This is a genomic window from Streptomyces sp. NPDC002446, from assembly GCF_053595675.1.
The window spans coordinates 58,255-83,495 of the sequence record NZ_JBSFYC010000014.1 but is presented as its reverse complement, the minus strand read 5'-3'; the positions used below and the strand labels follow the sequence as shown (position 1 = coordinate 83,495).

General features: G+C 72.9%; 19 protein-coding genes. 10 read left to right on the top strand and 9 right to left on the bottom strand.

Translation table 11 applies throughout. From position 1 onward, the window contains the following. Nucleotides 1–576 precede the first annotated feature (576 nt). A complete protein-coding gene (locus ACWD6P_RS11225; RefSeq protein WP_451443775.1) occupies nucleotides 577–3,177 on the top strand; it encodes an outer membrane protein assembly factor BamB family protein in 2,601 nt (866 codons plus the stop codon). A 12-nt stretch (nucleotides 3,178–3,189) separates the two neighbouring features. Here ACWD6P_RS11225 and ACWD6P_RS11220 read toward each other — a convergent pair whose 3' ends face one another. Then, complete coding sequence (locus ACWD6P_RS11220) at nucleotides 3,190–4,077, bottom strand: hypothetical protein (RefSeq protein ID WP_451443774.1); 888 nt, start codon at nucleotides 4,075–4,077, stop codon at nucleotides 3,190–3,192. 193 nt (nucleotides 4,078–4,270) lie between these two features. On the opposite strand from ACWD6P_RS11220, the gene ACWD6P_RS11215 reads away from it, so the two are divergent. After that, nucleotides 4,271–4,825 (top strand): hypothetical protein, encoded by a 555-nt coding sequence (locus ACWD6P_RS11215; protein ID WP_451443773.1) that lies wholly within the window; start codon nucleotides 4,271–4,273, stop codon nucleotides 4,823–4,825. A 16-nt stretch (nucleotides 4,826–4,841) separates the two neighbouring features. Here ACWD6P_RS11215 and ACWD6P_RS11210 read toward each other — a convergent pair whose 3' ends face one another. From ACWD6P_RS11210 to ACWD6P_RS11200, 3 genes are read right to left on the bottom strand one after another with little or no spacing between them, the layout of a single operon-like run. After that, nucleotides 4,842–5,609 (bottom strand): enoyl-CoA hydratase/isomerase family protein, encoded by a 768-nt coding sequence (locus tag ACWD6P_RS11210; protein ID WP_451443772.1) that lies wholly within the window; start codon nucleotides 5,607–5,609, stop codon nucleotides 4,842–4,844. Next, nucleotides 5,606–6,088 (bottom strand): Zn-ribbon domain-containing OB-fold protein, encoded by a 483-nt coding sequence (locus tag ACWD6P_RS11205; RefSeq protein ID WP_451443771.1) that lies wholly within the window; start codon nucleotides 6,086–6,088, stop codon nucleotides 5,606–5,608. Before ACWD6P_RS11205 ends, ACWD6P_RS11210 begins: the two co-directional genes overlap by 4 nt. Before the next feature lie 36 nt (nucleotides 6,089–6,124). Next, on the bottom strand, nucleotides 6,125–7,276 hold the full coding sequence (locus ACWD6P_RS11200) for a lipid-transfer protein (protein ID WP_451443770.1): 1,152 nt from the start codon (nucleotides 7,274–7,276) through the stop codon (nucleotides 6,125–6,127). A gap of 105 nt (nucleotides 7,277–7,381) precedes the next feature. Here ACWD6P_RS11200 and ACWD6P_RS11195 point away from each other — a divergent pair, with 105 nt between their 5' ends. Next, nucleotides 7,382–9,019: a FadD3 family acyl-CoA ligase gene (locus ACWD6P_RS11195; RefSeq protein ID WP_451443769.1), complete on the top strand. Its 1,638-nt coding sequence runs from the start codon at nucleotides 7,382–7,384 to the stop codon at nucleotides 9,017–9,019. A 215-nt stretch (nucleotides 9,020–9,234) separates the two neighbouring features. Continuing rightward, nucleotides 9,235–10,683, top strand: a complete 1,449-nt coding sequence (gene rox / locus ACWD6P_RS11190) for a rifampin monooxygenase (RefSeq protein WP_451443768.1) — start codon at nucleotides 9,235–9,237, stop codon at nucleotides 10,681–10,683. 54 nt (nucleotides 10,684–10,737) lie between these two features. Here the strand turns inward: rox and ACWD6P_RS11185 are convergent, their stop codons facing one another. From ACWD6P_RS11185 to ACWD6P_RS11165, 5 genes are all read right to left on the bottom strand, one after another. Further along, complete coding sequence (locus ACWD6P_RS11185) at nucleotides 10,738–11,334, bottom strand: TIGR03086 family metal-binding protein (RefSeq protein WP_451443767.1); 597 nt, start codon at nucleotides 11,332–11,334, stop codon at nucleotides 10,738–10,740. 167 nt (nucleotides 11,335–11,501) lie between these two features. Beyond that, nucleotides 11,502–13,082 carry a class I adenylate-forming enzyme family protein gene (locus tag ACWD6P_RS11180; RefSeq protein WP_451443766.1) on the bottom strand — a complete coding sequence of 527 codons (1,581 nt, stop codon included), beginning with the start codon at nucleotides 13,080–13,082 and terminating at the stop codon, nucleotides 11,502–11,504. A 232-nt stretch (nucleotides 13,083–13,314) separates the two neighbouring features. Further along, on the bottom strand, nucleotides 13,315–13,506 hold the full coding sequence (locus tag ACWD6P_RS11175; protein WP_451443765.1) for a hypothetical protein: 192 nt from the start codon (nucleotides 13,504–13,506) through the stop codon (nucleotides 13,315–13,317). Between the two features lie 214 nt (nucleotides 13,507–13,720). Then, the gene (locus ACWD6P_RS11170) at nucleotides 13,721–13,924 is read right to left on the bottom strand and encodes a hypothetical protein (RefSeq protein ID WP_451443764.1); all 204 of its coding nucleotides are present in this window, start codon (nucleotides 13,922–13,924) and stop codon (nucleotides 13,721–13,723) included. Nucleotides 13,925–14,161: 237 nt separating this feature from the next. Further along, nucleotides 14,162–17,098: a BTAD domain-containing putative transcriptional regulator gene (locus ACWD6P_RS11165; RefSeq protein ID WP_451443763.1), complete on the bottom strand. Its 2,937-nt coding sequence runs from the start codon at nucleotides 17,096–17,098 to the stop codon at nucleotides 14,162–14,164. Between the two features lie 257 nt (nucleotides 17,099–17,355). Here ACWD6P_RS11165 and ACWD6P_RS11160 point away from each other — a divergent pair, with 257 nt between their 5' ends. The 6 genes from ACWD6P_RS11160 to ACWD6P_RS11135 all read left to right on the top strand — a co-directional run bounded on the left by ACWD6P_RS11160 (nucleotide 17,356) and on the right by ACWD6P_RS11135 (nucleotide 25,052). After that, nucleotides 17,356–18,588 carry an amidohydrolase family protein gene (locus ACWD6P_RS11160; protein ID WP_451443762.1) on the top strand — a complete coding sequence of 411 codons (1,233 nt, stop codon included), beginning with the start codon at nucleotides 17,356–17,358 and terminating at the stop codon, nucleotides 18,586–18,588. Between the two features lie 83 nt (nucleotides 18,589–18,671). Continuing rightward, entirely contained in the window at nucleotides 18,672–19,580 is a 909-nt protein-coding gene (locus ACWD6P_RS11155; protein WP_451443821.1) for a TIGR03619 family F420-dependent LLM class oxidoreductase, read from the top strand. Between the two features lie 120 nt (nucleotides 19,581–19,700). Beyond that, nucleotides 19,701–20,498, top strand: coding sequence for an SDR family NAD(P)-dependent oxidoreductase (locus ACWD6P_RS11150; protein WP_451443761.1), 798 nt, complete (start codon nucleotides 19,701–19,703; stop codon nucleotides 20,496–20,498). A 141-nt stretch (nucleotides 20,499–20,639) separates the two neighbouring features. Next, the gene (locus ACWD6P_RS11145) at nucleotides 20,640–21,764 is read left to right on the top strand and encodes an LLM class flavin-dependent oxidoreductase (RefSeq protein WP_451443760.1); all 1,125 of its coding nucleotides are present in this window, start codon (nucleotides 20,640–20,642) and stop codon (nucleotides 21,762–21,764) included. Between the two features lie 37 nt (nucleotides 21,765–21,801). Next, nucleotides 21,802–23,541: an N-acyl-D-amino-acid deacylase family protein gene (locus ACWD6P_RS11140; RefSeq protein ID WP_451443759.1), complete on the top strand. Its 1,740-nt coding sequence runs from the start codon at nucleotides 21,802–21,804 to the stop codon at nucleotides 23,539–23,541. A gap of 71 nt (nucleotides 23,542–23,612) precedes the next feature. Next, complete coding sequence (locus ACWD6P_RS11135) at nucleotides 23,613–25,052, top strand: aldehyde dehydrogenase family protein (protein WP_451443820.1); 1,440 nt, start codon at nucleotides 23,613–23,615, stop codon at nucleotides 25,050–25,052. The last annotated feature ends 189 nt before the right edge of the window (nucleotides 25,053–25,241 follow it).

The following is a 25,241-nucleotide window of genomic DNA, read 5'->3' as shown; positions in this document are numbered from 1 at the left end:
TGAGGTTCGATTGTTTGTGTTTGATCGCTCTCTGCGGCGGACCGCGCGAACCGGCGCTAGCTTGGGCATATGGCCGCCGCGGCGGTCTCCACTCCTGCCTGCGTGAGCGGTCCTCGCCACGCCGGACGGAGCGTTCTGGCGTCGAAGTGGCGGTCGGCGGCGCAGAATTGGGCGGTGGGGCCGGAGAAGGTGACGGGGGGCGACGACGCGGCGACTGTGGGGGCATGGCCGGCGGGCCGTCAAACGGGGCGGTGCACGTCCGTATATCGGGCGGTATCGCGCAAGGGGGAGCCATAACTCGCCGGTAACCCCTCGATGGTCATCCGTCGGCGGACGTATCGGAGCACGTCAGGCGAGGTTGGGTTACGTCGGGTAACAGGCCCGTTGCGGGTCGCGGGGGGCATGCCATGACACGGCGGACAGGCCCCGGGTTCGCAACCGTCGGCTCGGCCAGGAAGAATCAGCACGCGTACGGCCGGTTCGGCCAGGCGGTGAGACGCTGCACGGGGCAGTGGCTCTCGGCGGCTCGTGGCTATTGAGAGTCTCTTTTACGCCCCACGGGGAGGTGGCAGGCAAGTGGTGGAGCAGCTGAAGCAGCTGACGCAGCACGATCCCCGGCGGATCGGGCCGTTCGAGGTGCTCGGCCGTCTCGGGGCCGGCGGCATGGGACTGGTCTATCTGGCGCGCTCGGCGTCCGGCCGGCGCGTGGCGATCAAGACGGTGCGCACCGAGCTCGCCGAGGACCAGCTGTTCCGGGTCCGCTTCACACGCGAGGTCGAGGCGGCCCGCGCGGTCAGCGGCTTCTACACCGCGGCGGTCGTCGACGCGGATCCGCGGGCCGCGGTGCCGTGGCTGGCGACGGCGTACGTCCCCGCGCCCTCCCTCGAGGAAATAGTCAATGAGTGCGGGCCGCTGCCGGCCCAGGCGGTGCGCTGGCTGGCGGCCGGGATCGCCGAGGCGCTGCAGTCCATCCACGGCGCGGGCCTGGTCCACCGCGACCTGAAACCGTCGAATGTGCTGGTCGTCGAGGACGGCCCCCGGGTGATCGACTTCGGTATCGCCTCCGGGGTGTCCAACACCCGTCTGACGATGACCAACGTGGCCGTCGGCACGCCCGCCTATATGTCGCCCGAGCAGGCCCGTGACTCACGCAGCGTCACGGGTGCGAGCGATGTCTTCTCCCTCGGCTCGACGCTGGTGTTCGCCGCCACCGGGCACGCGCCGTTCCACGGCGCCAACCCCGTCGAGACCGTCTTCATGCTGCTGCGCGAGGGCCCCGACCTGACCGGGCTGCCGGACGAACTGCGTCCGCTCCTGGAGTCCTGTATGCAGATGGAGGCCGGCCACCGGCCCTCCCCGGCCGATCTGCAGTCCCAGCTCGCCCCGCACCTCTTCGGCTCCGGCAGCGACGACAGCGGTACCGCCTCGGCCTGGCTGCCGCCCGGCGCGGTGGCGCTCATCGAGAGCCGGCGCGGCGGCCGCTCCTCCGTACCGAAGGACACCCAGCGGGCGAGCTCCGTACGCGGCTCCGGCCGTCCCGCGCCCGCCGCGCCGCCGGCCCCGCCCGCGTCGCCCCCGATGCCCGCACCACGGCCCGTACAGGCGCCGCCGCGGCCCGGGAACGCGCCCGCCGCCGCGGGGGCGCAGGCCGGCTGGCCCGGCCGGATCGGTGCCGGCCCCGAGGCGCACCGGGGCGGCGACCCGCGCGGCGGCCACCCCGGCCCGATGCCGCAGCCCGCCCCGCTCGGCCCGGACGTCTCGACGGCCCGCATGACCCCGGTCTCCGCGGCACCGCCCGCCGCCGCACCGTCCCCGGCCGCCACGCCCTCCGCGGAGGGCGCCGCCGGTCCGGTCCACCTCGGTGGCTCGCCCGCCCCGATAGGGCCGGGACCGCGCGTCGACGCCCGCGAGCCGCAGCCGCGCGGGCAGGCCGGTGCCGCGACGAACTGGGTACGGCCCCCCGGTGGCGGCCCGGTGGCCGGTGCGCCGCAGCAGGGCGCCGCCGCGCAGCCGGCCGCCCCGGCCGAGGCGCCGCCCGCCGAGCCGGGCCGCTGGCGCCCCTGGCGGTTCCGTATGTCGAACGACGTGTGGGGCACGCCCACCGTGGACGGCGATCTGCTCTACGTCACGTCCTTCGAGGTGCACGCGCTCGATGTGGCCAGCGGCCGCCGCAAGTTCAAGACCCGTGACGTCGCCTGGGCGATGGCGGTCGCCGACGGGCGGATCCACGCCTCGGACGGTCCGAGTCTGTACGCGCTGGACGCCGCCGACGGCACCGAGCGCTGGCGGCTGAACACCGACGGCTGGGTCTACGCCCTCAAGGCCGACCGCGGGACCGTCGTCACCAGCACCCGCGGCGGCGGCGTCCAGGCCTGGGAGGCCGCCAACGGTGAGCTGCTGTGGGAGATCGGCGGCGTCCAGACCGACTTCGAGAGCGCCGAGGCCGGTCCCGTGGTGCACGAGGGCACGGTGTTCGTGTGGGCCGACGCGCGGCTGAAGGCGCTGGAGGCCCGTACGGGCGCCGAGCGCTGGTCGTACCCGGTGGGGGACGCGGCGGCCTGCGGCGGGGTACCGATGCGGCTGCTGCCCGCGTCGGACGGTGTGGTCTATGTGGTGGCCGGGACCCGGGTGCTGGCCATCGACATCGCGCGCGGTGACGTGCGCTGGCACTTCGAGGCGCCCGCGGTGTTCCTGGCCCCGCCCGCCTTCGCCCCCGGACCGGCCGTCACCGGCGGCGGGGTCTATCTGGCGGACTACCTCGGCACGGTCTACGCGCTGGACGCGGCGGACGGCCGCGACCGCTGGCGGATCGCCACCGAGGCCCGGCAGTCCACCGAACCGGTGCTGGTCGCGCACGGTGCGGTCCACCTGGGCAGCGGCAAGGCGCTCTACACGCTGGACGCGGTGACCGGTACCCCGCGCTGGCGGTTCCAGGCCGGCGCGGAGGTCGTGGGCGCGCCGGTCGTCGCCGAGGGCCGGGTGCACTTCGGCTCGGCCGACCACTGCCTGTACACGCTCGATGCGATGGGCGGCCAGCTGCGCTGGAAGCTGGAGACCGGCGGCGAGATCACCGGCTCGCCGGTGGCCGTCGGCGGGGTCGTCTACGCCTGTAGCAAGGACCGCTGCGTGTACGCACTGGACGCGGCGAAGGGGACGGGGCTGGCGCGGAGGGCCTGAGGGCCTGTCCGGCTACTCCCGTTCCTCCGGGGGCCGTTGTGGCTGCTGGGTTCCTTCGGGTTTCCGCTCCTCGGGCTGCTGCGGCTGCGGCCTGCGGTGTTCCTTGCCCCACTCCACCGGGGGCGTGGGGCGCAGCCGGCGGGAGGGCATGGTCGGCGGGGGTTCGGTGACCGGCAGGGGAGCGGTCGGGGTGTCACCGGGCTCCCCGTAAGGGCCGTCGGCGCGGCCCGGCGGGGGACCGCCCTGGCCGGCGGCGTACGGCTCCGGGTCCCACTCCTCCGCGCCCGGGCGGCCCGCGTCCCATGGTTCGGGCGTCGCCGGCGGATAGGCGGAGGGGGGATAGGGCGTGCGCCCGCCGTAGCGGTCGTGGGGTGCGTAACGGCCGTAGTGCCCTTCGTCGTACTGCCGCTCGCCCTCGCGCCGATCGTCGTAGTACGGCTCGTCAGGGCGCCGCTCGTCGCGGTGCCGGCCGGATCCGCGGCCGTACGCGCCGCGGCCGCGGCCCCGCATGATCAGGGCGCCGAGCAGCATCAGCGCACCGCCGCCCAGGGCGTTGGCCACACCCACGCCCAGACCGCGGGCCCCGGCGGTCAGCTCGCTCGCGGCCTGCCCCTGGCGGACCATCCACAGGATCGTGAACCCGAGGACGACCACGCTCGCGAGGGCGACCAGCGCCCGGGAGCGCAGCGCGACGCCGATCAGGGTCAGCACCGCGGCGAAGGCCATGGGCAGCAGGACGGAGCCGAAGAGCGCGGCGCCGTGGCGGGTGATGCCGTTGAAGAGGTCCTCGATCCGGACGTCGCTGCCGTGACGGCCGTCGTACCAGGGACGGAAGGGGCTCCAGACGGCGGCCGTCGCTCCGACGAGGGCGATCAGGGACCCGAGAACGTTGCGCACCACGGGCGTCGCCTCGCTTAGGGTCGTCCTGTCGTCCTCCGTGACCGACGCTACGCCTGCCCGTCTGCACTCGCTAGACAAGTACGGCCAGCCGCGTCGCAGGGGCCCGTACGGGTTGTCACCCGCTCTTGCTAGGGTGCCGTGCACGCGTCAACCCACGGGTGGCGGGCTCAGAGTTTCCACGGGGGACGGTCGGATGAAGCAGCGCACACGCACAGGCATGGGCATCCGCGGTGGTGCCCGTAGGGGCATCAGGGCGGCGGTCGCCGGTGGCCTGGTGCTCGCCACGGTCGCCACGGTCAGCGGCTGTATCAGCAGGCCACGGGTCCATGTGCCGACGAACTTCCCGAGCCCTTCGTCCTCCAGCAGCTACGACCCGTACGGCTCGACGCCCACGGGATACCCGACGGACTCCTACTCGCCCTCCCCGACGCAGGAGACCTTCGACCCGGACGGGCGGTCGGACGTCACCGGCACCGGCTGCGACTTCTCCAATTCGCTGCGCCAGTTCACGTACACGGTCTCCATCACCAACCCGTCGTCGACCGACAGCTTCTCCTACGACATGGCCGTCAACTGGATGAAGGCCAGGCCGGCCGACGGCAAGGCGTACGGGCTGCACGAGCGGTCCATCATCGTGGGCCCCGGCGACACCGAGACCTACACGGCCAAGTACACCGTCAACCAGTCGTCCATCGGGCGGTTCTGGTTCACCTGCCAGATCACCCGGGCGCAGAAGACCCGTATGTGAGGGGCCGGCCGTCCCGTTACCCGTCCCGTCGGCCGTCCCGCTTGCGGGCGGCGAAGAGCTCGGCCTGGCGGTCCGGGGGCAGATTGCCCAGCGCGATCAGCTGGGGGGCCTGCGCCAGGGCCTGCGACCTGGCCGCCTCCTTGGCCGCCCACAGGGCGCGTACGGTGCCCTGGACCGCCTCGGTCGGCTGCGCGGCGACGGCGGCCGCACGGCGCAGCGCCACCTCGGCCGCGGCGCCGGGCGCGGTCAGCTCGGAGACCAGGCCGATCTCGTATGCGCGTGCCGCGCCGAGCCGCTCCGCCGTGCCCATCAGGGACAGCCGGGCGATCTCCCCCAGGGGCATCCGCTGCGCCATGTAGACGGACTCGTACGCGCTGACCATCCCGTAGGTGGTGTGCGGGTCGAAGAAGGTGGCGTTCTCGGAGGCGATGAGGAACTCGGCCTCCCCCAGGAGGTAGAAGGCGCCGCCGCAGGCCATGCCGTCGACAGCGGCGATGACCGGCTTCCACAGGTCGTTGGACTTCGGGCCGATGCGGCGCAGCGGGTCGTCGAGGGAGTAGGGGGAGGACGGCTGGGGGACCACGGCGGAGCGGTCGATTCCGGTGCTGAAGGCGCGGCCGCCGGCCCCGGTGACCACCACGGCCCGTACGGAGTCGTCGAAGCGGAACTCCCGCCAGGTGGCGGCGAGTTCACCGGCGGTGGCGAGGTCGATCGCATTGTGCCGCTCCGGCCGGTCGAGGGTGACCAGCGCGACCCCGTCCCTGATCTCCGTACGGATCGTCACGGCCGCTCCAGGAGCCAGCGGGGCACGGTCACGCCGCCGGGCAGCGTGTGGAAGACCGCCTTCACCGGGGCGCCGATGCGCAGCCGGGACGGGGCGACGGAGTTGAGGGGGGCGTCGGCGGCGGCGACGAGGTTGCCGACGAGGCGGATGCGCGGGGCCTCGGCCAGCTCCACGACGATCGCGTTGTAGCCGGGCTGTGCGGCGTAGGCGGGCAGCAGCGGCGGGTGCGGAAGGACGTAGGACCAGATGCGTCCGCGGCCGCTCATGCGCCGCCAGTGGGCGTCGAAGGACTGGCAGTGCGGGCAGCAGGGCCGGGGCGGGAAGCGCAGCTCGTCGCAGCCGGAGCAGGCCTGCACCCGCAGTTCGCCCCTGGCGGCGTACTCCCAGAACGGTGCGCCGTCGTCGTCGGGGACGGGAAGCAGCAGGTCGGAGTCGGTGCCGGGCCGATTGTCAGTGGCGGCTGGCACGCTTGGGGTCATGGCTTCACGAACGGGTTCACGCGCACTCATCAAACCTCAACTCCTCAGCAGCAGGGCCGAGGTGGGGACGCCCTCGCCCGCGGTCACCAGGCAGGTGGCGGCGTCGGGGACCTGCGCGGTGCTGGTGCCGCGCAGCTGTTTGACGCCTTCGGTGATCAGGTTGAAACCGTGTACATACGCCTCGGAGAGGCCGCCGCCGCCGGTGTTGAGGGGGAGCCGGCCGCCGATCTCCAGCGCGCCGCCCTCGGTGAAGGCGGCCCCCTCGCCGCGCCCGCAGAAGCCGTAGCCCTCCAGGGAGAGCGGGATCAGGGGGGTGAACGCGTCATAGATCTGTGCCACGTCGATGTCCTGCGGTCCGAGGTCGGCGCCCTTCCACAGGTGCCGGGCGGCGGTCCAGGCGGGGCCGGTGAGCGGGTCGTCGTTCCAGTAGTTGACCATGCCGTGGTGCTGGGCGGGCAGGCCCTGGGCGGCGGAGTGGACGTAGACGGGCCGGTGGCGGCAGTCGCGGGCGCGCTCGGCTGCGACCACGACGCAGGCCAGCGCGCCGTCCGTCTCCAGGCAGTTGTCGAAGAGGCAGAGCGGCTCGCTGATCCAGCGGGCGGTCATATACATCTCGCGGGTCAGGGGGCGGTCGTACATGATCGCGGCCGGGTTCTGGTTGGCGCGGTTGCGGCAGGCGAGCGCGACGTTGAAGAGGTGGTCGCGGGTGGCGCCGTATTCGTGCATATAGCGGCGGGCCAGCATGCCGATCTCGTCGGCGGGGCGCAGCAGTCCGAAGGGCCGGGTCCACTGCCCCGGGGTCGGCAGCTGGACGTGGGTGTTCTTCCAGGGCCGCGGTCCCGAGCCGCGCTTGCGGGAGCGCCAGGCCACGCCGACGCCCGCCTGCCCGGTGGCGATGGCGGCGGCCAGATGGGCCACCGTCGCGCAGGAGCCCCCGCCGCCGTAGCCGACCTTGGAGAAGTGGGTGACGTCCCCGGCGCCGACGGCCTTGGCTATCTCGACCTCGTCGGTCTCCTCCATGGTGTAGGAGGCGAAGGCGTCGACCTCCGACGGGGCGATCCCGGCGTCGTCCAGCGCCGCGAGGATAGCCCGGCAGGCCAGGGTCTTCTCGGATTCGGGGAGTTGCCTGGCGAACGGAGTCTGCCCGATGCCGGCTATCGCCGTAGCGTCCTTGAGGGTCGCCCCCATCGCCACCTCCGTGGTCGGTCGCCAGTGCTGACAGCGCAGGAGGCTACCGCTAATCTGACGGACAGTCAGCTAGTGGTCGGTCACTCTTCGGCGGAAGGCAGTGCGATGCACGACGACGTGGACGCGCGGGCGGACCTGGCGTACGGCGCCATCCCCCGGCTGGTACGCACGGCCGCCCGGCGGTACGGCTCCCGGGAGGCCGTCGTCGAGGGCCGCACCCGGGTGTCGTACGCCGAGCTGGGCGAGCGGGTGGAGCGGGCCGCGGCCGCCTGTATCGCCTCCGGGGTCGCGCCCGGCGACCGCGTCGCCGTATGGGCGCCCAACACCCTCGACTGGATCGTCTCCGCCCTCGGGGCGGTGACCGCCGGCGCCGTCCTGGTCCCCGTCAACACCCGCTTCAAGGGCACCGAAGCCGCCTACGTCCTCGGCCGCACCCGCGCCAGGCTGCTCTTCGTCACCGGCACGTTCCTCGGCACGTCCTACGTCGCCTCGCTCCGCCGCGCCGCCCGGGAAGGCACCGGCCGGGGCCCGCTGCCCGGACTGCCGGCGCTGGAGAAGGTCGTGGTGCTCTCCGAGGACGCCCCGGCCGACTTCCTCACCTGGCGGGACTTCCTCGCCGGCGGCGCCCGCGTCCCCGCCGAGGCGGTCCGCGCCCGCGCCGACGCACTGCGCCCCGACGCGCCCTCGGACATCGTCTTCACCTCCGGCACGACCGGTCACCCCAAAGGCGCCGTGATCACGCACGCCCAGACCCTGCGCGCCTACGACGTCTGGAGCGAACTGGCCGGCCTCCGGGAGGGCGACCGCTACCTGATCATCAACCCGTTCTTCCACACCTTCGGCTACAAGGCCGGGGTCATCGCCTGCCTGCTGCGCGGTGCAACGATGGTTCCGCAGCCGGTCTTCAGCGTGCAGACCGCGCTCGCCAACATCGCCGCCGAGCGGATCTCCGTACTCCCCGGCCCGCCCACCCTCCACCAGCAGCTCCTCGACCACCCCGACCGCGCCCTGCACGACCTGTCCGCACTGCGCCTGGTGGTCACCGGCGCCGCCGTCGTCCCCCTGCAGCTCGTCGAGCGGCTCCGCAGCGAACTGCGGATCTCCACCGTCCTTACGGCATACGGCCTTTCGGAGAGCTCGGGCATCGTCACGATGTGCCGCCGCGGCGATCCGCCCGAGGTCATCGCCGCGACGTCGGGCCGTGCCCTGCCCGGCACCGAGATCCGGGTCGTCGACGCCGCGGGCCGCCCGATGGCGCCCGGCGAGCCCGGCGAGGTGCTGGTCCGCGGCTACCACGTGATGTCCGGCTACTTCGAGGACCCGGCCGGCACGGCCCGCGCGATCACCCGCGACGGCTGGCTGCGCACCGGCGATGTGGGCGTCCTGGACGCGGCCGGCAACCTGCGGATCACCGACCGGATCAAGGACATGTTCATCGTCGGCGGCTTCAACGCCTACCCCGCCGAAATAGAGCAACTCCTCGGCCGCCACCCGGACATCGCCGAGGTCGCCGTCATCGGCATACCCGACCCCCGCCTCGGCGAGGTCGGCAAGGCCTATGCGGTCCGCCGCGCCGGCTCCTCGCTCACCGCCGACGACCTGATCGCCTGGTCCCGCCGCGAGATGGCCAACTACAAGGTCCCGCGCGAGGTCGCCTTCGTCCCCGAGCTCCCGCGCAACGCCAGCGGCAAGGTCCTCAAGACCCGGCTGCGGAACGGAGTCCCGGGGCCCGCGCCCGTGTGATCCGGCGGCCCGGCGGCGCGCGCCGCCGCCGCGCGGGGAGGCTGTCCCGTTCCGCAGCGGACCACGAAAGCGGACCACAAAAAGCAAAGGCAAGGAGGTCACCCACTCCTTGCCACTCTCAACATATAGCGCACTGGGGGCCTTGCGGCAAGGCCCCGGTCATGCCGCAGAATCTCCCGCCGTAGCCACAACCTGCGGAAACGGGAGAGCTCTTGATGATCGACGTGGTGGTCGCCGGCGGCGGACCGACCGGCTTGATGTTGGCCGCCGAGCTGCGGCTGCACGGCGTGCGCGTGCTCGTGCTGGACAAGCAGGAGGAGCCGACGCCGGTCGTCCGCGCCCTCGGTCTGCATGTGCGCAGCATCGAGGTGATGGACCAGCGCGGTCTGCTGGAGCGGTTCCTCGCACACGGCCGGCAGTACCCGGTCGGCGGTTTCTTCGCCGGCATCGACAAGCCCGCGCCCGGCCTGGACACCGCGCACGGCTATGTCCTCGGCATCCCGCAGACCCTCACCGATCGGCTGCTGGCCGAGCGCGCCGTCGAGCTCGGCGCCGAGATCCGGCGCGGCTGCGAGGTGGTCGGGCTGAGCCAGGACGAGGACGGGGTGACCGTCGAACTCGCCAGTGGGGGCGTAGCCGGGGGAGGTGGAGGCGAGCGGCTGCGCGCCCGCTACCTCGTCGGCTGCGACGGCGGCCGCAGCACGGTGCGCAAGCTGCTCGGCGTCGGCTTCCCCGGTGAGCCGGCCAGGGTCGAGACGCTGCTGGGCGAGATGCAGGTGGCCGCGGAGCCGGAGACGGTGGCCTCGGTGATGGCCGAAGTACGCAAGACCCAGAAGCGGTTCGGCATCACGCCCTTCGGGGAGGGGGTGCACCGTGTCGTGGTGCCCGCCGCGGGGATGGCCGAGGACCGCACGGTCCCGCCGACCTTCGAGGAGTTCAAGCAGCAGCTGCGGGCGGTCGCCGGCACCGACTTCGGTGTGCACTCGCCGCGCTGGCTCTCCCGCTTCGGCGACGGCACCCGGCAGGCCGAGCGCTACCGGGTCGGCCGGGTGCTGCTGGCCGGCGACGCGGCGCACATCCACCCGCCGGCCGGCGGTCAGGGCCTCAACCTCGGCATCCAGGACGCGTTCAACCTCGGCTGGAAGCTGGCCGCCGAGGTCGGCGGCTGGGCGCCGGAGGGGCTGCTGGACAGCTACCACGCCGAACGGCACCCGGTGGCCGCCGACGTGCTGGACAACACCCGTGCGCAGATGCAGCTGATGTCCACCGAGCCGGGACCCCAGGCGGTGCGCCGGCTGGTGGCGGAGCTGATGGACTTCGAGGACGTCAACCGGTACCTGATCGAGAAGATCACCGCGATCGGGGTCCGCTACGACTTCGGCGCGGGGCATGAGCTGCTGGGCCGGCGGATGCGGGACGTGGGGCTGAAGCGGGGGCGCCTGTACGAGCTGATGCGCGGCGGCCGCGGGCTGCTGCTCGACCAGACCGGCCGGCTCTCGGTGGCGGGCTGGGCGGACCGGGTCGACCACGTCGTCGACGTCGGCGAGGAGCTGGACGTGCCCGCGGTGCTGCTGCGGCCGGACGGCCATGTGGCGTGGGTCGGCGAGGACCAGCAGGACCTGCTCGGCCGGCTGCCGCGGTGGTTCGGGGCCGCCGTCAGCTGAGCGCGGGCGCCCAGTGCCCTCCGCGCGCCCCGGCCCTGACCCGTCGGACGGACGCTAGTCCGCCGGCGGTGTCCAGTCCGGCCGGCGGCCGCTGAGGGCCACCGCCTTGTCGAGGAGCGGGGCGTCGTCGGGGACGGGGACGACCGCGCCGAACAGGCCGCCGGTGCCGCCCTCGGCCCAGGACGCCAGCAGGGCGTACGAGACCCGGAGGCTGTCGGCGTCCGGCGTGTACTCCTGGCCGGTGGCGCGCGCCAGGTCCCAGCCGTGCAGCACCAGCTCGTTGAGTGCGATCCGGCCCGCCACGGAGCCCGGCAGGGGGACGCCGCCCGCCTCGGTCTCGCCCTGCCACGCCTCCGGGGCGCGCCAGGCCTCCGCCATCCCCGCGAGGTTCCGGTCCAGCTCGGCGCGCCAGCCGGGCCCGGCATCGGGCCGGAACGCGTCGGGGGAGGTGCCGGTCGCCGGCCCGAGCTCCTTGCGGGCCACGTCCTGGAAGGCGGCGGCCAGTGCGACGAGATGGCCCAGGAGGTGGCGTACGGCGTACTGCTCGCACGGTGTGGGCGCATCGAGCTGCTCGTCGGCGGTCCGTGCGGCGAGCCGCGACACCAGCCGGGTCTGCGCCGCGAAGTCGATCATCTGGGGCGTCTCGGTCATCCTCCGGGTTCCTTCCGCTCCGGGGGCGGGGGCACCGGTCCGGACACCGGCACCGCCCCTCCCAGTGAAGACCGCCCGGCCGCCCGGAACTCATCGCCACACCGCCCGGCCCCCCGAGCCGCCCCGTCCCCGGTCCGTTCCGCGTCCCCGCGTGGGCCCGCGCCCGGTCACCGCGTGTAGCGCTCCCGCAGTGCCGCCTTGAGGACCTTGTTCAGCGGCCCCCCGCGCGGCAGCTCCTCGGTGATCTCCAGCTGTTCCGGGAGCTTCTGCGTCATCAGCCCGGCCGCCCGCAGATGCGCGGTCAGCGCGCCGAGGGTGAGCGCCGGGGCGGCCGGATCGGCGGGCGTGATCACCGCGCACACCCGCTCGCCGCGCTCACGGTCCGGCAGCCCGATCACCGCCGCCTGCGCCACGGCCGGATGGGTGTGCACCAGGTCCTCGATCTCCTGCGCGGAGATGTTCTCGCCCTTGCGGATGATGATGTCCTTGAGCCGCCCGGTGAGCACCAGGTGCCCGTCGGGGCGCAGCCGTCCCAGGTCGCCGGTGTGGAAGTAGCCGTCGGTGTCGAACGCCTCGGCGGTCAGCGCGGGGTCGGTGTAGCGCCGGAAGAGCATCGGCCCCTTGAGCGTCACCTCACCCGGCTCGCCCGTCCGGGCCTCGCTCCCGTCCGCCCGGACGATGCGTATCCGCGCGCCCGCCACCGGCTTGCCCACCGTCCGTGCCAGCTGGTCGTCGCTGTCGTACGGCGTCCCCATCGTGATCATCGGGCACTCGGTCATCCCGTACCCGTGCACGATCGCGCACTCCAGCTCCCGCCCGGCCGCCGCGTACAGCTCCGGTGGCATCGGCGCCCCGCCGCCCGACAGGAGCCGCAGCGACGGGATCAGCCGTCCGGCGTGCGGCTGCTCCTTGCGGTAGCGCCGCGACTCGTCCAGGAACGCCTGGTAGAAGGCGGTGCTGCCGCCGGCCATGGTGACGCCCCGACGCCGGTAGACGGCGGCCGCGCGGCCCGGCTCGAAGCTGTCCAGGACGACCGCGGGAAAGCCGCCGACCAGCATGGCGACGACATAGTCGGGGCCGGCGATATGCGCGTAAGGGAAGGCGATCGAGCCGATGTCCCGCGGGGACATGCCGAGTGCGGTGGCCAGCCCCGCACCGCCGGCGATGAGGGTGGCATCGGTGTGTTCGACGCCCTTGGGGGACGAGGTCGTGCCGGAGGTGTAGTAGATCCATCGCGTCCCGCCGTCCCGGGGCGCCGGGGCCGCCTCGCCGATCCCGCCCACGTCCCCCGCCGGCAGCCCGCCCGCCACCGTGACCACCCGCACCCCGTCCCCGGCGACCCTGCGCACCATCGCGGTGTGGTCGAACCCCCGCCATACGCCCGGTACGAGCACGAACTCCGCCGCCGACTCCGCCAGGATGAAACCGACTTCGCGCTCCCGGTGGAGCGGAATGAGGGGTGTCTGTACGGCTCCGAGCCGGGCCAGCGCCAGCGAGGCGATCACCGTGTCGATCCGCGTCGGCAGCTGCCACGCCACCCGGGTCCCGGCCCCGATCCCCAGCTCCCGGAACCCGGCCGCCACCCGCAGCGCCTGGTCCCGTACGCCGTCGAAGGTGACGGTCCGCCCGCCCTCGTCGAAGAACATCGGTGCCCCGCGCGAGGCCCGGGCCCGGTACTCGACCAGTTCCCAGAGAGTCTGCAGTGTCTGCACACGAGCGGCTTCGAACACGGCGCGCCTCCTGACCATGAGCAGGGCGGAACGGGTCCGGTCGGCGGCCCCGGTGCCCCGGCCGTCCCGAATGGCGCGACTGTAGCAGCGAAACTGACGGAGCGTCAGGTATCGGTTTCCCGGGGTGTGCGGCGGTGGGCACGAGGCGCGCGTCAAGCGAGCCGGCAGCGGGGCCATGCGCTGCGCATGGTCTCGCTGCCGGCTCGCTGTGCGACATGGAGCCCCGAGGGGCGCCGAAGTGCCCGGTGGATCAGGGGCGGTGGCCGTCCTCGGCGGTGAGGTCCGCGGGCGAGAGGAGGTGCCCGGTGATCGGAGCGTGGTGGTCGAAGGTCGAGATCTCGCCGGACCGGTCGTGCGAGTCGGCCATCGCCGGTGCCGCGGCCGTGGTCGCGGCGGCGACCGTGAGTGCGGCGAGGACGACGGCCTTGTGCGTGCGGGTCATGCGCGTTCCTCCGTGACGGGTGACGTGGTTGTGCGTAGAGGGTAGGGAGCAGCCGGGGTTCGCACGAGCGAATGTTCGAATACGTGGCCGGAAAGTGCGGTGGCGCGGCCGGATCTCCCAGGGTGCGGATACGCCGCAGGGGCCGCTTTCGATGGCTCCCCTCCATGCCATCGAAACGGCCCCTGCGATCCCCCGAACCGTCGTGCGCGGTTCTTTACTTGGACTCGCCCAGGGCATCGCCGATGGGCTTGCCGATGGGCTGGTGGTGGTCGAGCGTCGTGATCTCTTCCCCGGGCGTCACCGGCTGGTCCTGCTTGCCGACGATGCGGCGCCCCTTGGGGCCGAGGATCGGCTGGTGGTGGTCGAGCGGCTTGATGATGTCCCGCTCGCCGGGCTGCTGGGTGTTCTCGGTGGCCAAGCTGATCAACTCCAGTGTTTGGGCGCTTGATACCGGCCCACCCGGCCGGCGACTCCCCCGTGGGTCGCCGGACAGGTGCGTCGGGGCCGAACACCATAACGGTGGGGCCAACTCACCGAACCGCTTGCCCCCCGAGGCGGCGGGTCGGTGAGTAGAGCCTGGCGTGTGGCGATGAACGATCGATAAACGTCCGCGTCTACGCCCGCCGTGCACCGCCGGCAAAAGCGTCGGCGCAGGTCACGCGGCCGCGACGGGCCGCAGCAGGTTCTGCACCACCGCGCACTCCGGCGAGCCCAGCCGCTCGAAGACCGTCAGCGCCTCCTGCCAGCACACCCGGGCCCGCCCGGACTGCCCGACCCCGTCCAGGGCCCGCCCCAGCAGCGTCAGGACATTGGCGTGCCACCACTCGCCGCCGATGGCGCGCAGCGCGGTGAGTGCCTGCTCGGCGTGGTTGGCGGCCTGGGCGGGGTGACCGGCCGTCAGGTCCGCCTCGGCCAGCCGGAAGTAGGTCATGCCCTCCCAGAACCGCTGCCGGCTCGCCTGGAAGACGGCCAGCGCCTTGTTCAGCTGCTCCGTGGCGTCCTCCAGCCGCTTCGCGCGGGTGAAGGCCAGCCCGAGCGCGTACATGCCGTTGGCCAGCCGGCGGGTGGCGCCGAGCTCCCGGTAGATCGCGATGCCCTCCTGGGCCAGCCGGATCGCGGTGTCCACCCTGTTGGTGGCCAGGTGGACCCGCGAGAGGTTGCACAGCGCGCTGGCCTCCGACGGCTTGTTGCGGTCCGCGCGGAAGGCGGTCAGCGCCTGGGTGAGGTAGGCCTCGGCGTCGGCGTGGCGGTTCTGCGAGTTCGCGATGATGCCGCGGTCGTTGGGGGCGTAGGAGGAGGCGAACGCGTCGTCGGTGGCCAGCCCGAGGAGCATGGCCGACTGGGCGTGCTCGTCGGCCTTGTCGAACCGCCCGGCCAGGGTGTGGACATTGGTGAGCGCGACGTGGATGCGGGCCTGGGCGCGCTGGTCGTCCGTGGCGCGCGCGGCCTCCAGCAGCGCCATGTTCACCTGCTCGTACTGCCGGGAGTCGGCGCCCGACTCCGCGAGGTCCTGCGCCAGCAGCAGCAGGTCCACCGCGCGCCGCAGGCTCGCGGGCCCGGCGGACTGCTGTGCGCAGGCCATCAGGCAGCGGGCCTCCCCGAAGAGCCATTCCAGGGCGCCTATGCGGTCGGTGAAGACCAGCCCCGCGTACTGCGGACGCGCCATGTGGTCGGCGAGCCGGTCGCCCGGACGCTCCAGGGTGTAGACCTCCTTGGCCGTCGCCAGGTAGAAGTCCAGCAGCCGGGAGAGCGCCGCGTCCCGTTCCGCGGGCGGCTGCTCGTCGCGTTCCGCGCAGGCGCGCGCGTACAGCCGCACCAGGTCGTGGAAGCGGTAGCGGCCGGGGGCGGCGGACTCCAGCAGACTGGCGTCGACGAGGGACTCGATGAGGTCTTCCGCGGACTCGATGTCCATGTCGAGGAGCGCGGCCGCGGCGGCCAGCGAGATGTCCGGGCCGTCGGCGAGACCCAGCAGGCGGAACGCGCGGGCCTGGTGGGGCTCCAGCTGGCCGTAGCCGAGTTCGAAGGTGGCCGTGACGGCGAGGTCGCCGGCGCGCAGCTCGTCCAGCCGGCGGCGCTCGTCGGCGAGCTTGCGGGCGAGGGTGGAGACGGTCCACGTACGGCGCGCGGCGAGCCGGGAGGCCGCGATGCGGATGGCCAGGGGCAGGAAGCCGCAGGCGCCGACCACCGCCATCGCGGACTGCCGTTCGGCGTTGACGCGCTCCTCGCCGACGATGCGGGTGAAGAGGTTCAGCGCCTCCTCGGGGCTCATCACATCGACGTCGATCAGATACGCGCCCGCCAGGTCGATCAGCCGGGCCCGGCTGGTGATCAGCGCCGCACACCCCTCCGACCCCGGGAGCAGCGGCCGTACCTGGGCCGCGTCGCGCGCATTGTCGAGCAGTGCCAGCACCCGCCGCCCCGCCAGCGTCGAGCGGTAGAGCGCCGAGCGCTCCTCCAGGCCGTCCGGGATGGACGCGTCGGAGGTGCCCAGGGCGCGCAGGAAGGCGCCCAGGACCGCCTCCGGTTCGGAGGGGGTGTGGCCGGCGCCCTGGAGGTCGACGTAGAGCTGGCCGTCGGGGAAGTGCTCGCGGGCGGCGTGGGCGACGTGCACGGCGAGGGTGGTCTTGCCGACGCCGCCGATGCCGGTGAGCGCGGAGACCGCCATCACGCTGCCCTCGGCGGTGGCCAGTTGCCGGCCGAGCTCGGAGACGAAGGCGGTGCGGCCGGTGAAGTCGGCGACGGTCGCCGGGAGTTGCTGGGGGCGTACGACGACATGGTCGGCGGCGTCCGGTCCGTCGATGACGACGGGCGGCGCGTCCAGGTCCGTGTCGGCCCGCAGGATGCGCTGCTGGAGCTCGGAGAGCGAGGTGCACGGATCGACGCCCAGCTCGTCGGCCAGCAGCCGGCGGGTGTCGGCGTAGACGGCGAGCGCCTCGGCCTGCCGCCCGCTGCGGTACAGCGCCAGCATCAGCAGTTCGCGCAGCCGCTCGCGCAGCGGATGGGCGGCCGTGAGCGCGGTGAGCTCGGAGACCGCCTCGGCGTGGCAGCCGGCCTCCAGGACGAGTTCGAGGCGGGCCTCCGTGAGGGACAGCCGCCATTCGTGCAGGCGGGTGCGCTGGGTCTCGGCGTACGGGCCGGCCAGGCCGGCCAGCGGCTCGCCGTCCCACAGCGCCAGGGCCTTGTCGAGGAGTTCCCGGGCGCGGCCGCGGTCGCCGGACGCCTTGGCCTTCTCCGCCTCGGCCGCGTACTGCTCGGCGTGATCGTGGTCGAGGTCCAGGGGGCGGCCGTCCACCGGCCGGATCGCATAGCCGCCGGACTCGCTGACCAGCGCTTCGGCGTCCGCGCCCAGCGCCTTGCGCAGCCGGGAGGCGTAGGTGCGCAGCGCCGCGAGCGCGGCATGCGGCGGTTCGTCACCCCACAGGGCGTCGACGAGCTCGGGCGCGGTGGCGGTGCGTCCGCCGCGCAGCAGCAGTGCGGCGAGCAGCGCGCGCTGCTGCGGGGAGCCCGCTGCCAGCGGCGTTGCGCCGCGCCAGGCCCGTACGGGACCGAGCACGGTGAAGCGGAGCCGCTCCCGACCCGGACCGTCGTCCATGGTGTCCCCCTGCCCTGTGCCAGTTGACCACGCTGTATGCGCCTTCTCGCTGTGTGCAACGGCCAGTCTGCCTTGTCGCGGCCTCTTCCGTCAGTAGGGGTCCGGACCGTGCACAAAGCCTCCCCGGCCGACGAGGGCGGGACCGCGGCGGTGTACGGCCGGGGCGCGGAGCCCCGCGCTCCGCGTGCGCCCCGCGCTCCCGGCCACTCCTCCGCCGTTTACTGACGGATCGTCAGATCGGCGCTACCGTATCCGCCATGGAGACCTTCCCCAAGATCATCTCGGTGGACGACCACACGGTGGAGCCCCCCAACGTCTGGCGGGACCGGCTCCCGTCGAAGTACCAGGAGACCGGCCCGCGCATCGTCCGGGCGCCCGTGAAGGAGATGACCTTCGTGGGCGGCAGGTTCGCCCCGAAGATGGGCGCCCCCGGTGACGACGGCCCGATAGCCGACTGGTGGGTCTACGAGGACCTGCAGCGCCCGCTGACCCGCCTCGACACCGCCGTCGGCTACTCCCGCGAGGAGGTCAGACTCGAAGGGATCACCTACGAGCAGATGCGCCCGGGGTCGTTCAGCGTGCCCGAGCGCCTCGCCGACATGGACGTCAATCACGTCCAGTCCGCCCTGTGTTTCCCCACCTTCCCCCGCTTCTGCGGCCAGACCTTCACCGAGGCGAAGGACCGCGAGCTCGGGCTGCTGGGGGTGCGGGCGTACAACGACTGGATGGTGGAGGAGTGGTGCGGCCCGCAGGCGCACGGCCGGCTGATCCCGCTCACCCTGATCCCCCTGTGGGACGCGGAACTGGCCGCCGCGGAGGTGCGGCGCAACGCGGCCCGCGGTGTACGGGCGGTCTGCTTCAGCGAGATCCCGCCGCATCTGGGGCTGCCCAGCATCCACACCGACTACTGGGACCCGTTCCTGCGCGCCTGCGCCGAGACCGGCACGGTCATCGCCATGCACATCGGCTCCTCGTCGAAGATGCCGTCGACCTCGGCCGACGCGCCGCCCGCCGTCGGCTCCACGATCACCTTCGCCAACTGCTGCTTCTCGATGGTCGACTGGCTGATGAGCGGCAAGTTCGACCGCTTCCCCGAACTGAGGATCATGTACGCCGAGGGGCAGATCGGCTGGATCCCGTACGTCCTGGAGCGCGCGAACGTGGTCTGGGAGGAGAACCGCGCCTGGGGCGGCGTCGCCGACAAGGTCCTGCGCCCGCCGTCCGAACTCTTCGCCGAGCACGTCTACGGCTGCTTCTTCGACGACGCCTTCGGCCTGCGCAGCCTGGACGCGATCGGCGCCGGCAACGTCCTGTACGAGACCGACTACCCGCACTCGGACTCGACATGGCCCACGTCGCGGGAGGTCGGCGAGTCCCAGATGGGCCATCTGCCGCCGGATGTCGTGGAACGGATCGTGCGGGGGAACGCGATCGAGCTGCTGGGGCTCACCCCGGAGGGGCTGTGGGCCGGGGGCGGGTCCGCGATATGACCGACCGTCAGCTGGGGTGGGGCGTGGACAGCGCGGAACACGAAGGCGTCTGGCGGCCCGAGCGGGGGCGGACGGCGTACGGGATGCAGCTTCCGGTGCAGTCGCAGAGCACGCTCTACGCGGAGAGCTGGGAGGCCGCCGCGGGCCCCGCCGATCTGGTCGAGATCGCCAGGGCGGCCGACCGGCACGGGTTCGCCTACCTCGCCTGCTGTGAGCACATCGCGATCCCGCGCCGGCTGGCCGAGGCGATGAGCACCGTGTGGTACGACCCGGTCGCCACGCTCGCGCACCTGGCCGCCGTGACCGAACGCGTACGGCTGCTGAGCCATGTCGCGGTGGTCGGGCTGAAGCATCCGCTGATCACGGCCAAGCAGTACGCGACGCTCGACCATCTCTCCGGCGGGCGGCTGATCCTCGGGGTCGGCGCCGGGCACGTCCAGGAGGAGTTCGAGGCGCTCGGGGTGGACTTCCGGCGGCGCGGGGCGGTGCTGGACGAGACGGTGGAGGCGCTGAAGGCGGCGCTGGGGAGCGCGGAGTTCCCCGAGTTCGCGGGGGAGCGGTTCGCGTTCGAGGGGCTGGGGCAGGCGCCGCGGCCCGCGCAGAGGCCCCGGCCGCCGATCTGGGTGGGCGGCTCCTCGCCCGCCGCCGTACGCCGCGCAGCGGAGCGCGCGGACGGCTGGCTGCCGCAGGGCGACCGGCGCGAGCAGCTTCCCGGGCAGATCGCCAGGCTGCGGGGGCTGAGGGAGGCGGCCGGCGTCGGGGAGCCGGTCGTGATCGGGGCCATCGCCGAGCCGCTGTACGTGGGCGAGCCGGGATGGGAGGTCGGCCGGCGGACCCTGAAGGGGGCGCCGGAGGGGATCGCGGAGTCGCTGCGGGAGTACGGCGCGATGGGGGTGCAGCAGATCCAGGTCCGGTTCAGGTCCCGCAGCCGGGGTGAGCTGACGGACCAGATGGCGGCGTTCGCGGCAGAGGTCGCACCTCACCTGCAGTGACGCGGCACGTCCGGACCGGCCGGCCGCGCGCGTCGCCCGGACCGGCCGCCCGTATCCGAACCGGCCTTCGCGCCTGAAGCGGGCCGGAGCAAGCCGAAGTCAGCAGCCGAGGAGGCCTTCATGGGCAAGCTGGACGGACGTGTCGTCATCGTCACCGGTGCGTCGCGCGGGCAGGGGGAGCAGGAGGCGCGGCTCTTCGCGGCCGAGGGGGCGAGGGTCGTCCTCGCCGATGTGCTCGACGAGCAGGGCCGGGCGCTCGCCGAGGAGATAACGCAGGAGGCGGGGCCGGGGCGGGCCCTGTACGTCCACCTGGACGTGAGCCGGGAGGACGACTGGAGCGGTGCCGTCGCCGCGGCCAGGCAGGCGTTCGGGAAGGTCGACGGGCTGGTCAACAACGCCGGCATCCTGCGTTTCAACGAGCTGACCTGCACACCGCTCGACGAGTTCCAGCAGGTCATCCAGGTCAACCAGGTCGGCGCCTTCCTCGGGATCAAGACCGTGGCACCGGAGATCGAGGCGGCGGGCGGCGGCACCATCGTGAACACCGCCTCGTACACGGGCGTCACGGGCATGGCGTACGTGGGTGCGTACACCGCCACCAAGCACGCCATCGTGGGGCTGACCAGGGTCGCCGCGCTCGAACTGGCCGCCAGGGGGATCCGGGTGAACGCGGTGTGCCCGGGGGCCGTGGACACCGCGATGAGCAATCCGGCGCAGCTCGATCCGGACGCGGACGGCGAGGCGGCCGCACAGGCCCTCGACGAGCTGTACCGCAAGCTCGTGCCGCTGGGGCGGATCGGGCGGCCGGAGGAGGTCGCCAGGCTGGCGCTCTTCCTGTCGAGCGAGGACTCCTCGTACATCACCGGGCAGCCGTTCGTCATCGACGGGGGCTGGCTGGCGGGGGTCAGCGTCCTGTGACGGCCGGGCGGCATCCCGTGTCTGATGCCCCATCAGTTATCGGCCGCGACGGCTATTGACGGTCCCGGCGCGCGGTGGAACAGTCGGCACACCCATTGAATCTGACGGTACGTCAGAAATAGCTCGGGACGGTGAACCACCTTGGAATTCGGGCTCTTTGTACAGGGATACGTGGGCAAGCGGGCCGAGACCGACCCGCTCGCGGAGCACAAGGCGCTGATGGAGGAGACCGAGTACGTCATCCAGGCGGACACCTCCGGCTTCAAGTACGCCTGGGCGTCCGAGCACCACTTCCTGGAGGAGTACTCGCACCTCTCCGCCAATGACGTCTTCCTGGGGTACCTGGCGCACGCGACCGAGCGGATCCACCTGGGATCGGGGATCTTCAACCCGCTTGCCCAGGTCAACCACCCCGTGAAGGTCGCCGAGAAGGTCGCCATGCTGGACCACCTCAGCGAGGGCCGGTTCGAGTTCGGCAGCGGGCGCGGCGCCGGGTCCCACGAGATCCTCGGCTTCCTCCCCGGCATCACCGACATGAACCACACCAAGGAGATCTGGGAAGAGACCATCGCCGAGTTCCCCAAGATGTGGCTCCAGGAGGAGTACGCCGGGTTCCAGGGCAAGCACTGGCAGCTGCCGCCGCGCAAGGTCTTCCCCAAGCCGTACGGGGCCTCGCATCCGGCGATGTGGTACGCGGCCGGGTCCCCGTCCTCGTACGCCATGGCGGCCAGGAAGGGGCTCGGGGTGCTGGGCTTCAGCGTCCAGAAGGTCTCCGACATGGAGTGGGTGCTGGAGCAGTACAAGACGGCGATCAGGGACGCCGAGCCGGTCGGTGACTTCGTCAACGACAACGTGATGGTGACGTCGACGGCGATCTGCGCCGAGACGCACGACAAGGCGGTGGAGATCGCCGTGGGCGGCGGGCTCAACTACCTCCAGTCGCTGGTCTTCCGCTACCACGACACCTTCCCGCGGCCCGAGGGCGTCCCCGAATGGCCCGAGCTGCTGCCCGACTACACCACCGAGATCATCGAGCTGCTGATCGCCGAGGAGCTGATGATCTGCGGCGATCCGGACGAGGTGCTCCGGCAGTGCAAGCGCTGGGAGCAGGCCGGCGCCGACCAGCTGAGCTTCGGGCTGCCGATCGGGGTGCCGTACGAGGACACCATGAACACGATCAAGCTCATCGGTGAGCACGTGATCCCGAAGATTGATACGGATCCGGTGCACCGCACGACGCGGTTCCGTCAGGCGGCCGGCGACTGAGACACCGGTCAATCCAAGGCGAGGAGGCACTGCCGTCATGCTCGACCACCTGATCAGGGGCGCGACCGTCGTGGACGGGACGGGCGCGCCCGGGTACGTCGCCGACGTGGGGCTGCGCGACGGGCGCATCGCCGTGATCGCCGGGCCCGGGACGGTGCGTGAGGAGGCCGCTTCGAGCGAGGACGCGCGCGGCCGGGTTCTCGCGCCCGGATTCGTCGACCCGCACACCCACTACGACGCCCAGCTCTTCTGGGACCCGTACGCCACGCCCTCGCTCAACCACGGCGTGACCACCGTCGCGGGCGGCAACTGCGGTTTCACCCTGGCCCCGCTGAACCCCGCACGGCCCGAGGACGCCGACTACACCCGGCGGATGATGGCCAAGGTCGAGGGCATGTCCCTGGTGGCGCTGGAGGAGGGCGCGCCCTGGACGTGGAGTTCGTTCGGTGAGTATCTGGACGCGCTCGACGGGCGGATCGCCGTCAACGCGGGGTTCATGGTGGGGCACTGCGCGCTGCGCCGGTATGTGATGGGCGCGGACGCGGTGGGCGGGCAGCCCAGCGAGCAGCAGATGGCGCAGATGCTCGCGCTCTTCCACGAGGCCATGGAGGCGGGGGCGTGGGGGCTGTCCACCACCCAGTCGTCCACCCACTCCGACGGCGACGGCGCGCCGGTCGCCTCCCGGCACGCCCGGCCCGCGGAGCTGCTCGCCCTGTCGCGGGCCGTCGCCGAACACGAGGGCACCCAGATCGAGGCGATCGTGGCCGGCTGCCTCGACCAGTTCAGCGACGACGAGATCGACCTGTTCGTCGAGATGAGCGCGGCGGCCGGACGGCCCCTGAACTGGAACGTGCTGACGATCGACGCCGCCGTCCCGGAGCGCGTGCCGCGCCAGCTCCTGCCCAGCGAGCGGGCCCGCAAGGCGGGCGGCCGGATCGTGGCGCTGACGATGCCGATCCTGACGCCGATGAACATGTCGCTGGGCACCTTCTGCGCCCTGAACCTGATCCCCGGCTGGGGCGAGATCCTCGGGCTGCCGGTCGACGAGCGGATCGCCAGGCTGCGCGACCCGCAGGTGCGCGCCGGGATGCTGCGGCGCGCGCAGAGCAAGGAGGCCGGCGTCTTCCGGCGGCTCACCGACTTCGGCCGCTATGTCATCGGCGACACCTACAGCGAGGCGAACGAGGGCCTCACGGGGCGGGTCGTGCGGGACATCGCCGCCGAGCGCGGACAGGAACCGTTCGCCTGCCTGGTGGAGATCTGCGCCAACGACCGGCTCCGTACGGTGCTGTGGCCCATGCCCACCGACAACGACCCCGGCTCCTGGGCCCTGCGCGCCGAGACCTGGCAGCACGAGGACGTACTGCTGGGCGGCTCGGACGCGGGCGCGCACCTGGACCGGATGTGCGGGGCGCCGTACACCACCCGTTTCCTCGGCGACTGTCTGCGCGGCCGCCGGCTGGTCGGCCTGGAGCAGGCCGTGAAGATGCTCACCGACGACCCCGCGCGGCTCTTCGGCCTGCGGGAGCGGGGCCGCATCCAGGAGGGCTGGCACGCCGACCTGGTCCTCTTCGACCCGGAGACCATCGACGCGGGCAAGGCGACGCTCGTCCACGACCTGCCGGGTGACAGCCCCCGCCTGGATTCCCGGGCGATCGGCGTCAAGGCGGTGTGGGTCAACGGCGTCGAGGCGATCCGTGACGATGTGGTGACCGGTGCCGTGCCGGGCAAGGTGCTGCGGTCGGGGCGGGACACCAGGACGGTGAGTACCAGGTGAGCGGTCCGGACGGGAAGGCCCGCGCGGCCGGTGCGGGCGCGCGACGTCAAGGGGCCGACGCCGGCGGGAGGTTGTTCATCGGCGGGGAGTGGGTCGAGCCCGCCGGCGGGCACTACGAGGTGATCGACCCGGCGGACGGGTCGGTGGTCGGGCTCGCGCCGGAGGCTTCCCGCGCGCAGGTGCACGAGGCGGCCGCGGCGGCGCGTGCGGCCCAGGAGGCCTGGTCCCGGACGCGGCCCGAGGAGCGCGCGGCGGTCCTCGACCGGGCCGCGGACGTCATCCAGCGCGACTTCGCTGCGAACGCCGAGCTGGCGCAGGCCGAGAGCGGTGCGACGACCGGGACGGCACGCGGTATGCAGGTGGGCGTGGCGGTGGCGCGCTTCCGCCGCTATGCGAAGGGTGCGTTGGAGCCCGTGGAGCAGGGCGTTGTGCCGCAGATCAACGAGGCGGGTCCGATGGGCAGGGCGGGCGTGATCGGAGCGCTCGCCGTGCGCCAGCCGGTCGGCGTCGTCACCTGCATCACCTCCTACAACAACCCCTGGGCGAACCCGGCGGGCAAGGTCGCCCCGGCCCTGGCCATGGGCAACACGGTCGTGGTGAAGCCCGCCCCGCAGGACCCCCTGTCGGTGTACCGGATGGCGGCCGCGCTGGAGGAGGCGGGGGCACCGGCGGGGGTGGTGAACGTGGTGAGCGGCGCCTGTGCGGAGGTCGGCGCGGCCGCCGTCGACGCGCCGGACGTGGACATGGTGAGCTTCACCGGCTCCACGGCCGTCGGGCAGCGCATCGGCGAGGTCTGCGGGCGCGGTATGAAGCGCCAGCTCATGGAGCTGGGCGGCAAGGGCGCGGCGGTGGTCTTCGACGACGCGGACCTGGAGTCGGCCGTCCGGGGCATCGGTACGACGTTCTCCTTCTACAGCGGGCAGATCTGTACGGCGCCGACGCGGGTGATCGCACAGCGGGGTGTGTACGAGGCGCTGGTGGACGGTCTTGCCCGGTACATCGGGCAGCTCACGGTCGGGCACCCGAGGGAGCGGGGCACGGTCGTCGGGCCGGTGATCTCGGCCGCGCACCGGGACCGGGTCGAGTCGTATGTGGAACTGGGCCGGAAGGAGGGCGCCCGGGTCGTGGCGGGCGGCGAGCGGCCCGGCCAGGAGAAGGGGTTCTATGCGGCCCCGGCACTCCTCGCCGACTGCACCGGCGACATGCGGGTCGTCCGGGAGGAGATCTTCGGTCCGGTCGTGGTGGTCGTCCCCTTCGGCGAGGAGGACGAGGGGGTGGCCCTCGCCAACGACAGCGACTACGGCCTCATCGACTACGTCTGGTCCGAAGACGTGGCCCGGGCCTTCCGGGTGGCCCGGCGGCTGCGCGCCGGCGGGGTCGGGGTGAACACGGTCGGCCGGAACATGGAGGCGCCGTTCGGCGGGTTCAAGAAGAGCGGGGTGGGGCGGGACGTCGGTTCGTACGCCCTGCATGCGTACAGCGAGCTGCAGGCGATCGTGTGGCAGGGGTGAGGGGTGAGGGGGGCCGGGGGCCGGGCTGGTGCCGGGCTGGGGCCGGGCTGGGGTTCCCGTGCGTGGGCCCCGGGATCGGGTGTGCGGGATCCGGTGTGCGGGCCCCGGGATCCGGTGTGCGGGATCCGGTGTGCGGGATCCACCGTCCAAAAATCGGACGGGAAAATTTTGAACCCTGACAAAACGGAC